Origin of the sequence: Seongchinamella unica (assembly GCF_004354085.1) — a bacterium.
In the GTDB taxonomy this organism is placed as follows: domain Bacteria; phylum Pseudomonadota; class Gammaproteobacteria; order Pseudomonadales; family Halieaceae; genus Halioglobus; species Halioglobus unicus.
In genome coordinates this window covers 1,597,480-1,609,757 of record NZ_SMSE01000001.1, presented here as the reverse complement: position 1 = coordinate 1,609,757, position 12,278 = coordinate 1,597,480, and the positions used below count along the sequence as shown (strand labels likewise).

Sequence of the window (12,278 nt, the reverse complement as noted above, 5' to 3'; positions counted from 1 at the left end):
CGCACGAACCTTGAATCGACCAATGTGAGTACCCCGGTCTCTCAACATTGTCACGATACTGCGACTTCCGGCGGCACCACGGCTGTCGTTGAACAGTTGATTGACCTGGCTGCGCAACTGCAGACGCTCAACATCAATGACCGCCTGCCGCTGCTTATAGTCATAGTAGCTTGAGCGCGGAATCTGAAAGGTACTGCAAATGAAATCGACCGATTCGTGCTCTCTTAACTTGTCGATCAGCGCGAGTGATTCATCTCGTCGGACATCAAGAGAGCGGTAGCCTTTTTTAGTATCGACTTCTCCCGTTCCAGTCGGTTCACCTGCCGTTCCAACTCCTGGATGCGCTGTTGCTCCGGCGTCAGCGCCTTGGTCTTGGGCGTGATGCCGCCACGTTCAGCCCTGAACTGATCAACCCAGCGCCTGAGCGCCGTCTCGCCGACATCCAGTGACCGACAGGCCTCGGCTACCGAATACCCCTGATCAACCACCAGGGCGGCCGCCTCACGCTTGAATTCTGTTGAAAATGATCGTCTCAATCTTGCCATTGAACACCTCTCTGGTGGCGATTTTACCACCCATGTTGGTGTCCGGGTTTATTAGACCACTACAAAGAACTCTAGAGGGGTTTTTACCCCGACCCCAAATTTAAAAGAACTATCGGTGAGTTTTTAACCTGACCCCAAATTTAACCCCAAATTTACCGAATATACCCCCAACTGATCTGAACGCGGGGTAACTTCGTACGTTTTTATACACGGTGGCGCTTGCCAGCCCATCGTGACGTCAATCAAACAATACGGAGGAACCCATGAACGCCCCCAAAGGCAACCACGTCACCAACTTCACAGTACCGGGCATCAAAACGTCGCAGGCAGACGAGATCATCGGCATTCTGGAAGAGCGTATGGTCGCCACCATTGATCTACAGCTGACCCTCAAACACGTTCACTGGAATGTTGTTGGGCCAAACTTCATCAGCGTTCACGAAATGCTGGACCCGCAGGTAGACGCGGTGCGTGAAATGACAGACACCGTCGCCGAGCGTATCGCCAGCCTCGGGGGAGTGCCCGTCGGCACACCCGGATCCGTGGCAGAGCGCAGGGACTGGCAGGATTACTCGCTGGGCAAAGCCACCGTCAGCGAACACCTCGGAGCCCTCGACGTTGTCTACGCGGGCATTAACAGCGATCATCGCGCGGCCATCGGCCGGTTATCCAAGCTCGACCCTGTGTCTGAGGACATCCTCATCGGACATCTTGCCCAACTGGAGCAGTTCCAGTGGTTCGTGCGCGCCCATCTGGAATCTTCAGGCGGCGAGCTTCCCACCGCAGACATCAGACGCGAGAGAGACGCTGCCAAGGCGGCCATTTCCTGAGCCGATACGCTTGCAAGCGGCGCCAGCTGGCGCCGCTTCACTGCATTAACTCTAGAGACAAAGAGGTCATAACATGGACATCACCGTCGAAACATTCCTGAAGGAAAAAAACCAGAACACATCGGAACCGGTCGGCCCGACCCGACTTACCCTGGACGAATCAGCCTATCGCGACCTCGTGAAACTGGAACAGAGGCTGTTGAGCACCGAGATGCCGGAACTGTTGGTCGACGCAGAAGCCGTCGATGTCGCCGCTCCCTCCGAGCTCGGACCACTGGACAATCAGCAGATGCGTCTCTTTACCGATCCGGCGGAAGATGCCGCTCACTTCCACCTGGTCGCCAGGCGCAGTAGCGATGGCGCCCTCGTCTATACGGAACCGACCATGATCCGGCTCGTGGCGGTGTAAGCCAGTATTGTAACGACCGCCAGATCTCTAACGTACAAACAGGAGTTACCATGAAAGAGCGTTACTTTTTTTTCGCTCGTGATTTTGAATCCGCCAAGCACATTATTGAGGATTTAAAAAGTTTCGGGGTTGCCGAGGAAGACCTCCACGTTATCGCCAACGATGGCGTTGTTCTTGAACCGTTGCCGGAACCCGACATCACGCACCGCAGTGACGTTATCGACGCTGCCAAACGCGGAGCCGCAACCGGCGGCGCCATGGGGCTCCTCGGTGGAATCGTCGCCGTCACCGTACCGCCCGTTGGCTTGACCCTGGGCGGTGGCGCCATCCTCGCCGGGACAGCGCTGGGAACCGCGCTGGGCACCTGGTTCAGCACGCTGGTCGGTGTTAGCGTTCCCAACCAGGACGTGGAGGATTATCGCCACAGGATTGATCGCGGTGAACTGATGATCATTGTGGACTGCGAGCCTGATCAGTACTCCCAATTGACTGGCATGCTCGAGTCGCGACACGCCGACACCCTGCTAAAGAAAGGCAATCTCGACGCGGCCTGACCGCGATCCCTCCTTGCGACAAGCGTCTTCCTGTGCGGCCTCGCTCCACTCTCCCGACCGCCTACAGGCTATTTTTACTCTGACCCCAAATATGCCAAATATGACCCCAACTAAGCTACGAGTCAGCCGGCGGTCGCTCAACCACCCGCCGCTTGCCCCGGGCGCACTGGGCCAGTTCCTGGATGCCTTCCGGGTCAAAGGCATCCACGCGTATCACATCGTAAAGTGCGGTGAGAGCTTCCAGCAGGGGACCCCGTTCCTCCGCAGACACCAGTCCCTGCGCCTGCGCCCAATCCACCAGTTCCTCCCGCTGGTGCCCCATGAGTAAAGCGGTGGCGTCCAGCTGGTCCTCGTCCCGCGCACGGATCGCCTCATTGAGCCGGCGGCGCACGTCTTTGGTGTCCAGTGCCAGGCGATAGGCGTTGAGGACCCTGCCCAGGGGGTCCGCCGGGTCCTGATTCTGATAGCAGCCTTCGGCGAAGTGGTCCCGCAGGGGGGTGTCCTCGACGATCGTGGCAGCGACTCGCGTACCCAGTGCATCCGAAGGTCCCAGCAAGCGCGTATGGCCGGGCGGGAACACCAGCAGGCGCAGGGGCCAGCGCAGCCCGCGTACCGGGAAGTTGCTCACTGCGGCCCAAAGGGCCTGCTGGGCACCGTAGAGGCTGGTTTCCAGGCTCCATTCCAGCAGGTCTCGCTGGTCTTCCGGGCGATCCTGGTCCAGCCAGTACTTGATGACCGCGCTACCGTAATACAGGTGCACCAGGCAGTCGGCCATGCGCCCCGACAGGCGCTGCCGCGCCTTGAGGCCACCGCCGATCGACAGCAGGGTGACGTCAGTCAGCAGGGCGAAGGCGGCTGAGAAGCGGGTGAGCAGGCGATAATAGCGCTGCAACTCGCCGGTTTCCGGCACCGACTCCAGTGCACCGCCCGCCCAGGCCAGTGCACAGGAGCGCAAGCCATTGCGCGCGCTGTGGGCAATATGACGGTAAAACACGCTATCGAAATCCTGCAGGCCCTGCGCCTGATCCGGATTCTGGGCGGCGCTGATCTCATCGGTGATAAACGGATGACAGCGAATGGCACCCTGGCCAAACACCATCAGACTGCGGGTGAGGATATTGGCGCCTTCCACCGTAATCGCGATGGGGACCGCCTGGTAGGCGCGGGCCAGGAAGTTGCGCGGCCCGGTGATCACGCCACGACCCGCCACCACGTCCATGGCGTGGTTAATTGCGCTGCGCATCAATTCAGTATTCTGGTACTTGAGCAAAGCCGACGGCACCGCCGGACGCACCCCCCGGTCCAGCATGCCGGAAGTCAGCAGGCGCGCCGCGTTCATCTGGTAGGTGTAGCCGGCCAGCGGCTCCAGCGCAGCCTGCACACCCTCAAACTGGCTGATGGAGCGACCAAACTGCTCCCGGGTGTAGGCATAGGCACCGGTGGCCAGGCAGGCGAGCTTGCCGGCACCGGTACCCAGGGCGGGCAGGGAAACGGAACGGCCGATGGACAGGCACTCCAGCAGCATGGTCCAGCCCTTGCCGAGCATGTCCTGGCCGCCAATCACCTGGCTCATTGGAATGAAGACATCAGTACCCCAGGTAGGCCCGTTCATGAATACGGTGTTCATCGGCAGGTGGCGGGCTCCCGCATGCACGCCGTCGAGCTCCCGCGGCACCATGACACAGGACACCCCCACCACTTCGTCGCCACCGAGCAGTCCCTCGGGATCGTACACTTTTACCGCCAGCCCGATCAGGGTGGCCACCGGCGCGAGGGTGATATAGCGCTTGTTCCAGGTGACCTTGAGGCCCAGGACTTCCTCGCCCTGCCACTGGCCGCGACACACAATGCCCTTGTCCGGTATGGCGCCGGCGTCAGAGCCCGCCACCGGCGAGGTCAGGGCGAAGCAGGGAACCTCCTCCCCCCGGGCCAGCCGCGGCAGGTAATGGGATTTCTGCTCGTCGGTGCCATAGTGCTGCAACAGCTCGCCGGGACCCAGCGAGTTGGGCACCATCACGGTCACCGCACCGGACACGCTGCGGGTGGAAATTTTCATGACGATTTCCGAGTGTGCCGTGTGGGAAAACCCCTTGCCGCCAAACTCTGCGGGGATGACCAGGCCGAAGAAGCCCTGCTCCTGCATATAGTCCCACACCGCCTGCGGCAGATCGTAGTCTTCGTGGGTCAGCGCCCAGTCGTCCAGCATGCTGCAGAGGGTTTCAACCGGACCGTCAACAAAGGCCTGCTCCTCCTCGCTCAGCTGCGCCGGCCGCGCCTCGATCAGCCGCTCCCAGCGCGGGCTGCCGGAAAAAAGCTCTCCATCCCAGTCTACCGAGCCAGATTTCAGCGCCTCCGCCTCTGTCGCCGACAGCGTCGGCAGCATGCCGCGGACCCGCGACAACAGGGGACGACTGACCCGCTCAAGACGCATCGGTCCCGGTGTCAGCAGCACCCAGGCCGAGAACAGCAGAAGGCCCCCCAGCAACAGGCTGAACAAGCCAAAACCGCCCCACACCCATCCCAGGAAGGCTGCCACCCCCAGGTACCAGAGGGCCTGCTGGCCGCCCCGGCCACGATAAAGCAGCACCGCTGCCACTAGCAAAAACAGAATTACAGTCATTGTTCGTCAACTCCCGTGCATGGCTCTCCCTTGTTACGTTAGTTCAAGTCCAGCGTATTACCAGTGAGCTGCGGTGCCGAACACCGCTCAAAGCCTGTAAAAGACGCAGCGACGGCTCACAGTTGCAGCGTTTTCGGGGTTCTGCCTCAGTAAGCGAGAACCAGGCTGATGTGGCTGCCGTCGTAGAGGATATCGGTAATATTGGCCTTGAACGGCTGCAGGTAGGGGTGCGGGGGCAATGTCGAGCGCATCGGGTTGCTAACACGGTCGGACCATGCCGCCCGCAACAGGTCGGTAAATTGCCGCGTTACCGCATTGTCGCGATCAAAGTTCAGTTGCTCCAGACGCGGATCGTGCAGTAGCACCTCGCCGGCGCCGGCATCGTAAGCAACCCTGCCCGACAGCATGGCCTGACCGGTCTCACTGATGGCGACTCCCTGCGCCGGGCGGTGATCGTAGGCCTGGAACGCGACCCGAAGACCGATTCGCTCCGGCCCCAGAAACAACACCTGTGGCTCCGTCAGCAGGAGCCTGAACTCCTCCAGCGCCAGAGCCACCGGAAAATTGGATACCGCGACATCACCCGCCAGGCGCTCCGAGACGGGCACAGTGGTGGTGAAGGCGGCGTGAACCAGACTGGCCAACCAGAACCCGACGAACACCGGCGCAAGCCAGACCTTGCCGATCCGGCTGTTGGAGGATTTCTGCAACACATACACCTCTGGATTCCGGGTTGTGGATTTGGGGTCAGAGTATAAACCCGCACAGCTGTCCACCACACTACTCCCACAGTTCCCCTGGAAAGCCAATGTCCCTTATCGTGACCGCTGACGTCAACAACCGGTACAGCTGATGCGTGCCGCCGCCATCGCCTCTTGTTCCGCCCCCACTTGCGACGGGATCACTCCGCGCCCCGCGCCGGGGCGATACAGCCCGGCGCTTCCAACCTATCGTGGGTCCAGCGGCGGTTTTGAGCTTTCTATCTCTGGTGGGCTATGCCCATTTCGACGTACTATCGGCGAATAACGATGACCCTAACGACGTCATCGCCCGACTGCTGGCGATCGTCAAGCGCCATCGGCAGTAGCCCATCCATCCTGCGAAGAGCCACTGTGCGGAGGGACTTGTGGCTCAGTTTTCGGGTGTAGCGGCGACGGAGACTTTCAGCGTAGGTTCCAGGGAAAGCTCAACCCTGCTGCCACTCGCTTCCTCAATCAGCCGGGTCGCGCTTTCATGCGCCTTGGCAAGGTCGTTCAGCGCCCGCTCCGAGAACGGATCAGGCACACCGAACCGCTCCTGATGACTGAACATCCGGCGCCGGTGGTAGCTGCGCAAATCGGCGATCATCTGCAACACGCAGTCTGCGGATTCCCTGGCACAATAGCCCCCGTTTACCAGCGGTATTTCCAGATGCTCGCCAACTGCGGATGACTCACCAATGCCTATGCCTGAAACTGGAGCGTTCATTGAGCAACCTCGTTATTAACCCACATGCCGGCAATGATGGCCGAATGCAATGTATCGGACAATACGTATAATCCGCCCCAAAACATCGTCTTTCCCGAACTCAGGCCGCAGGGAACAGCTGCTCCCTGGCACGCTCAATGACCGCGAGCACCGCCGGGTTCTTAAGACGACGCTCCGGCGAGATCGCCAGGTAGGTTTCACGGACCCCATCTGCCATGCCAATCACCCTCGCGCTGTACATGCGCTCTATTTCGGGCGCAATGGCGTGGGGCGCGGGAAACACACCGGCATCCCCGGCACCAAACATTTTCAGCAGCGCGCTGTCGTCAAACTCGGCAACTATCCGTGGCTCTATCTTCATCCGTTCAAACCAGTCATCAAGCTCCCGACGCATCGCGGAGCCACGGCCGGGCATCAGCATGGGTGCCCCGTGCAGTGTCTGCGGGAAGTCGGTCTTGTAGCGGCGTATCGCCGTCGGCTTGCAGAACAGGGCGATAGGGCTGTCGCCCAGAGAGTGATTGTAGGCCTTGACGCTGGTGTTGACCGGCATTCGACGGTCAGACAACACGAGGTCCAGACGGTGTACCGACAGATCGGCGAGCAATTCATCCAGATCCCCTTCCACACAGGACAGGCGCATTCCCGAATCAGCTGCTACCACCGGGTGCAGCACTCGATAGGATATGAGCTTGGCGATAGAGTGGACAATCCCCACGTTCAGCACCTGGCTGGCCGCCTGGCGGCCACGCACGACCTGGGCGAGTTCGCCCCCCAGGGTAAAAATGTCGTCGGCATACTGCTTGACCAGTGAGCCCGTGTCGGTGAGTTCCAGGCCACGGCCCACCCGCTGGAACAAAGGCTCCCCCACCGCCTCGTCCAGTAGTTTCAATTGGCCCGAAATGGTCTGGGGTGTGATATGAAGCACCTCAGAGGCGCGGGCGATGCTGCCTTCATTGGCTACGGTCCAGAAGTACTGGAGATGGCTATAATTGAGGTGGCGCAACCTGTCGCTCCGGAGAATCGCTATAACCTCGAATTATACGATGCTTCGCTTGAAAAAGATCGATCAAACCTGAGAAAAGCGGCTGTACCGTCGAACAGAACTCTGGCTATCATTGCAGCATCGCCGTACTGTCGTAGCAGCTGGCTTTACTGCAACAGGCCAGCGCCATGCGCGAATCGATCGGTGACTGAGGGACCAAAACGTGGGCAGACTATGAGACGCTTCCAGCTCAACGCAGGTCTAGCCTGCGCCATTGTCGCGGGCCTGCTGTCAGCCTGTTCACCCATGCCTGAATTTGTCGACACCACTGACTATGTGCCGCTGTCCCTGGCGCCGGCCAATTTCGTCGGCGTAATCGACCGCAGGGCCGACTTTCGCGCTGTTTATTGTGTCAGCGAAGCGGATGACAGTGCAAACTGCAGCGAACAACTGCGTAAATTCCGCGACGAGGGCCCCGCACTGAACGTCCCGGCGGTCGATACCGCGCGACGGGGTGACTTTCGTATCGCGGTGGCTCTGGGCGTGGGCTGGGACTGTGTGCGTGAACTCATCGACGAACCGGAGCTTCCTCTTAACCAGCTGCGCGACCTGGGTTTCGATACCCGGCTGCTCGAGATCGAGGGTCTCTCGGGCAGTGATCGCAACGCTGCCTTACTCTTCGCCGCCCTTGAGGACGAACTCGACGATCCACGACCACTGATACTGGTGGGCTACTCCAAGGGCGCCAACGACATCATCGTCGCCCTGGAACAGTACCCGCAGCTCGCTGCCCACACCGCGGGCTTTATCAGTGTTGCCGGCGCCATCGGGGGTTCACCGGTCGCCGACAATGACTCCGGGGGCACGGAACAACTGCTTCACTTCAGCCCCTTTGGCGACTGTAGCGAGGGCGATGGCCTGGCCCTGGAAAGCTTGAGCCCCCGGGTCCGCCATGCCTGGCTCAAGGACAACCTGCCGCTACCGGTACCGGCCTACTCGATGGTAACGGCACCGGAACCGGCCAGGGTATCGCGAGCACTGCGCTCGCCCTACAAACTGCTGGGAGCGGTTCACCCGCTGAACGATGGCGCGCTGCTGCACTGGGACCAGTTGCTGCCGGGAAGCACACTGCTGGGTTACGCCAACGCAGATCACTGGGCGGTCAGCGTGCCACTGGACATGTCTGAAGTGCCCCTGGGCAATTTCCTGGTCACCAACGAATACGATCGCCTCGGCCTCTGGCAGAGTATGCTGGACTTCGTTATTGCCGACCTGATCGCGAATCGCTGAGGCGCATGTGTTGTCTGCTCGCTTTTCCTTCTCCAACACCACCGGTTCATCACTGATGAAGGGGGGATCTGGAAACCGAAGAATGCCGGTAAACATTGATTGCCAGCCGCCCAACGCCGTCTCCGGCTATATGATCATGTACCAGAAAATCGTGGCCGCAGTCATCGTGCTGTTAATGACGACAGGCTGTGCCAGCCAGCTGTCCCTTTCCTACGACCGTCCCCTGCAACTGCAGGGGCTGCAGAGCAAGACCCTGAAAGATGTCACGGTATCCGTCGCCATTCTCACCGACGATGCTGCTCAGGAGCATTTTGGTTTTGACTTCGGTGCCGCGGGGCTGTCTGCCGTCTGGCTGAGCATACGCAACGAATCAGCCCTGAAACTCTGGTTTATGCGCAACGCGCTGGACCCGGACATATTTTCGCCGGACGAAGTGACCCTGATGCTCGATGGCCATTATTCAGCGGAACAACAGGAAGCGATTCGCCAATTCCTGCGCAACAAGTCGGTGAGGGTACTGATGGAACCGGGGATGATCACCGAGGGTTTTGTCTACCTGCCCAAAGTACTGGGAGGTCGATACATCGATATACGCCTGGCACCGGATGCCTTTGCGGTGGAGATGGCCCGCCGGCGCGGCGACACGCAGTCCCTGCCGCACGAGTACCTGGACCTGCGTTTCGGCTTTTCGGTACCGCTTCCCGACGGCATTTTCGACTACGAGCGCCTGGACCCTGGGCATACCTATGCCGGTCGTTCGCTACCAAGCCTCTCTGAAGCGGAATTTCGCCAGCGACTGGAATCCTTACCCTGCTGCGCCTTCAACCAGGACGGTTCCCGTGAGGGTGACCCCCTGAACCTGGTGATAGTGGGTGAATCCGACGACGTCCTCAACTCCCTCTCCCGCGCCGGTTGGTCGTTCACCCACCGCATCACGCCGGAAAGTATCCAGAAACTGGTCAGTGCCGCCGCCAGTGGCGGCAGTTATCCCGTGGCGCCGGTCAGTGGCCTGTATGCGTTCGAACGCAAACAGGATTTCGCCCTGCAACGGTCGCGACGGAATATCGTCCAGCGAAATCATCTCCGCTTGTGGCTCGCGCCCTTTCTCTACGATGGTCAGCAGGTATGGGTGGGGCAGATAAGCCGTGATATCGGCATCAAGCTGACGCCGGAATCACCGACACTGACCACGCACATCATTGATCCGGAGGTGGATCTCACTCGCGAATACTTCCTCCACAGCCTGCTCGCCGAGGGCCTGGTCAGGCGCTTTGGGTTCGTCAGCGGATCACGCCGGGCAAACCCGGATGCGCCGGCAGTCAACCTCACCGATGACCCTTACTTCAGCGACGGTCTGCGACTGGTGGTGGAGTTATCCACGGATCCTGTGGCCTACCGTGATGTGCGCAACTTCCTGTGGGAGCAGTCGTCCCCTCCGCTGGCTGAAGGGCAGTCCGAGGCAGCGCGCAGGAACGTTCGGCCCATTGGCACCGCGCCGAAGGGCCAGGACGCACCCTAGGGACGCCCTGCGCTTCTATTCCCCGGGCTTGGTGTTCAGCTTTTCCAGGATATCCACGGGCATGGGGAAGACGATCGTGTTGCTCTTGTCCCCCGCTATTTCCACCAGGGTCTGCATGTAGCGCAGCTGGATGGCCTTGTCCTCGTGGGCCAGGACCTCGGCGGCCTGGGCCAGCTTTTCCGCCGCCTCGTACTCGCCGGCGGCGTGAATCACCTTGGCGCGACGTTCCCGCTCTGCCTCGGCCTGTTTGGCGATAGCCCGGACCATGGTCTCGTTGAGGTCCACGTGCTTGATCTCGACGTTGGCTACCTTGATCCCCCAGGCCGCAGTTTGCTTGTCCAGTATATTCTGGATATCCGTATTCAGGCGGTCACGCTCGGCAAGCATATCGTCCAGGTCGTGCTGGCCGAGAACCGAACGCAGGGTCGTCTGGGACAGCTGGCTGGTAGCCTCGAGAAAGTTCTCCACCTGGATGATGGCCCTTTCGGGGTCCAGCACCCGGAAGTAGATCACCGCATTGACCTGCACCGAGACGTTGTCCCGGGATATCACATCCTGGGTGGGGACATCCATGACCACAGTCCGCAAATCCACCCGCACCATTTGCTGCAGCACCGGGATGAGGATGATAAGGCCTGGGCCCTTCACCTTGTAGAAACGGCCCAGCATAAAAATCACACCGCGTTCGTATTCCCGCAGCACCCTGAACATGGAAAACACAAGTGCGATGACCAACAACGTGATCACGCCACCAAAATATTCAAATCCAAACATCAGCTTTTCTCCTTGCGGGATTTACTCACCTTGAGTACCAGGCCATCCAGGGCATCCACCGTCACCTCGTCATTTTCTGCCAGGGTCGCGTTCGATTCCGCGTGCCACAGCTCCCCATCCAGCCGCACCCAGGTGGCATCACTGGTCACCCGCTCTACCACGCCCACCTCGCCAATCAGGTGCTCTACACCGGCAACGCTGAGCTGGCGCCGGGACTTGAGGACCAGGCTCAGGGCAATGCTGAATATCGCCACGCTGAACACGGCGAACGCTGCAATGACGGGCATGGCGATGCGATAGCCCGGCAATTCGGTGTCCATCAGCATCACCGAGCCGATGACGAAGGCAACCAGACCGCCGATGCCCAGAATGCCGAAACTGGGCGCAAAGGCCTCCGCCACCATCAGGGCAACACCGAGCAGCAGCAGGCCCAGGCCCGCATAGCTCACCGGCAGCACCTGCAGGGCATACAGGGCCAGCAGCAGGCACAGCGCACCCATCACACCCGGCAGGCCGATGCCCGGGTTATAGAACTCGATAATCAGGCCATAAATGCCCACCAGCATCAGGATGTAGGCCACATTGGGGTTGGTAATGACGGCGAGAAATTCGCTGCGCCAGTCCACCGGGTGGTGGTAAACGGGCAGACCGGCGGTCTGCAGGGTGATGTCACCAGCGTCGAGGCTCAGGGTAAGGCCGTCCGCCTGCTGTAACAGATCTTCAACTGATACGGCCATGAAATCGACCACATCCAGTTTCAACGCATCCTCGGCAGAGAGGCTCTCGCCCCCGCGCACCGCGCGCTCGGCCCACTCGGCATTGCGTCCGCGCAGCTGGGCCAGACCCTGGATGTAGGCCACGGCATCGTTGACGATTTTCTTTTCCATGGCGGAGGGAGAATCCGGATTTTCCCCTTTGTCGCCGCCTGCAGGCAGGCCCGGGGGACCGGCAATCTGTACCGGCGTGGCTGCGCCCAGATTGGTGCCTGGCGCCATAACCGCCAGATGCGCGGCATACAGCAGATAGGTGCCGGCACTGGCCGCCCTGGCCCCACCGGGGGCGACATAACCTGCCACCGGGACCGGGGAGGCGAGAATGACCTTGATCATCTCGCGCATCGAAGTGTCCAGCCCCCCGGGGGTATCGATGCGCAGGATCACCAGCTCGGCACCGGCCTCGCCGGCCTGGTGAATACCGCGAATAACATGGTCGGCGCTGGCCGGGCCGACGGCCCCTTGCAGATCCACCAGCCAGACGTCCGCCCTGGCCATGGCAGCAGACATTGCGC

11 protein-coding genes and 1 pseudogene are annotated in these 12,278 nt (G+C 60.6%); 5 read left to right on the top strand and 7 right to left on the bottom strand.

Annotation, left to right across the window (positions count from 1 at the left end; genetic code table 11):
• Positions 1–545 (bottom strand): annotated as a pseudogene (locus E2F43_RS19205) (transposase); the annotation flags it as partial.
• A 263-nt stretch (positions 546–808) separates the two neighbouring features.
• On the opposite strand from E2F43_RS19205, the gene dps reads away from it, so the two are divergent.
• The 3 genes from dps (at position 809) to E2F43_RS07090 (ending at position 2,338) form a co-directional block, all read left to right on the top strand.
• Positions 809–1,375, top strand: coding sequence for a DNA starvation/stationary phase protection protein Dps (gene dps / locus E2F43_RS07100; protein ID WP_133210976.1), 567 nt, complete (start codon positions 809–811; stop codon positions 1,373–1,375).
• A 73-nt stretch (positions 1,376–1,448) separates the two neighbouring features.
• A complete protein-coding gene (locus E2F43_RS07095; RefSeq protein WP_133210974.1) occupies positions 1,449–1,784 on the top strand; it encodes a hypothetical protein in 336 nt (111 codons plus the stop codon).
• Between the two features lie 50 nt (positions 1,785–1,834).
• Positions 1,835–2,338 (top strand): DUF1269 domain-containing protein, encoded by a 504-nt coding sequence (locus E2F43_RS07090; protein ID WP_133210972.1) that lies wholly within the window; start codon positions 1,835–1,837, stop codon positions 2,336–2,338.
• Between the two features lie 115 nt (positions 2,339–2,453).
• Here the strand turns inward: E2F43_RS07090 and E2F43_RS07085 are convergent, their stop codons facing one another.
• The 4 genes from E2F43_RS07085 to nhaR form a co-directional block, all read right to left on the bottom strand.
• Positions 2,454–4,958: an acyl-CoA dehydrogenase gene (locus E2F43_RS07085; RefSeq protein ID WP_133210970.1), complete on the bottom strand. Its 2,505-nt coding sequence runs from the start codon at positions 4,956–4,958 to the stop codon at positions 2,454–2,456.
• Between the two features lie 146 nt (positions 4,959–5,104).
• Complete coding sequence (locus E2F43_RS07080) at positions 5,105–5,671, bottom strand: hypothetical protein (RefSeq protein WP_133210968.1); 567 nt, start codon at positions 5,669–5,671, stop codon at positions 5,105–5,107.
• A gap of 418 nt (positions 5,672–6,089) precedes the next feature.
• Positions 6,090–6,425: a hypothetical protein gene (locus E2F43_RS07075; protein WP_133210966.1), complete on the bottom strand. Its 336-nt coding sequence runs from the start codon at positions 6,423–6,425 to the stop codon at positions 6,090–6,092.
• A 100-nt stretch (positions 6,426–6,525) separates the two neighbouring features.
• On the bottom strand, positions 6,526–7,428 hold the full coding sequence (gene nhaR, locus E2F43_RS07070; RefSeq protein ID WP_133210964.1) for a transcriptional activator NhaR: 903 nt from the start codon (positions 7,426–7,428) through the stop codon (positions 6,526–6,528).
• Between the two features lie 213 nt (positions 7,429–7,641).
• On the opposite strand from nhaR, the gene E2F43_RS07065 reads away from it, so the two are divergent.
• Complete coding sequence (locus E2F43_RS07065) at positions 7,642–8,697, top strand: hypothetical protein (RefSeq protein ID WP_133210962.1); 1,056 nt, start codon at positions 7,642–7,644, stop codon at positions 8,695–8,697.
• 82 nt (positions 8,698–8,779) lie between these two features.
• The gene (locus E2F43_RS07060; protein WP_238946773.1) at positions 8,780–10,216 is read left to right on the top strand and encodes an LssY C-terminal domain-containing protein; all 1,437 of its coding nucleotides are present in this window, start codon (positions 8,780–8,782) and stop codon (positions 10,214–10,216) included.
• A 15-nt stretch (positions 10,217–10,231) separates the two neighbouring features.
• Here the strand turns inward: E2F43_RS07060 and E2F43_RS07055 are convergent, their stop codons facing one another.
• Together E2F43_RS07055 and E2F43_RS07050 are read right to left on the bottom strand one after the other, a co-directional pair.
• Positions 10,232–10,990, bottom strand: coding sequence for a slipin family protein (locus E2F43_RS07055; RefSeq protein ID WP_133210960.1), 759 nt, complete (start codon positions 10,988–10,990; stop codon positions 10,232–10,234).
• Positions 10,990–12,273: an NfeD family protein gene (locus E2F43_RS07050; RefSeq protein ID WP_238946772.1), complete on the bottom strand. Its 1,284-nt coding sequence runs from the start codon at positions 12,271–12,273 to the stop codon at positions 10,990–10,992. Before E2F43_RS07050 ends, E2F43_RS07055 begins: the two co-directional genes overlap by 1 nt.
• Positions 12,274–12,278 lie beyond the last annotated feature (5 nt).

Excerpts from the sequence above, each read along its gene's own strand:
- E2F43_RS07090 (WP_133210972.1), top strand. The coding sequence starts at position 1,835 with ATGAAAGAGCGTTACTTTTTTTTCGCTCGTGATTTTGAATCCGCCAAG.
- E2F43_RS07075 (WP_133210966.1), bottom strand. The coding sequence starts at position 6,425 with ATGAACGCTCCAGTTTCAGGCATAGGCATTGGTGAGTCATCCGCAGTT.
- E2F43_RS07095 (WP_133210974.1), top strand. The coding sequence starts at position 1,449 with ATGGACATCACCGTCGAAACATTCCTGAAGGAAAAAAACCAGAACACA.
- E2F43_RS07055 (WP_133210960.1), bottom strand. The coding sequence starts at position 10,990 with ATGTTTGGATTTGAATATTTTGGTGGCGTGATCACGTTGTTGGTCATC.
- E2F43_RS07085 (WP_133210970.1), bottom strand. The coding sequence starts at position 4,958 with ATGACTGTAATTCTGTTTTTGCTAGTGGCAGCGGTGCTGCTTTATCGT.
- dps (WP_133210976.1), top strand. The coding sequence starts at position 809 with ATGAACGCCCCCAAAGGCAACCACGTCACCAACTTCACAGTACCGGGC.
- E2F43_RS07060 (WP_238946773.1), top strand. The coding sequence starts at position 8,780 with ATGCCGGTAAACATTGATTGCCAGCCGCCCAACGCCGTCTCCGGCTAT.
- E2F43_RS07050 (WP_238946772.1), bottom strand. The coding sequence starts at position 12,273 with ATGTCTGCTGCCATGGCCAGGGCGGACGTCTGGCTGGTGGATCTGCAA.
- E2F43_RS07065 (WP_133210962.1), top strand. The coding sequence starts at position 7,642 with ATGAGACGCTTCCAGCTCAACGCAGGTCTAGCCTGCGCCATTGTCGCG.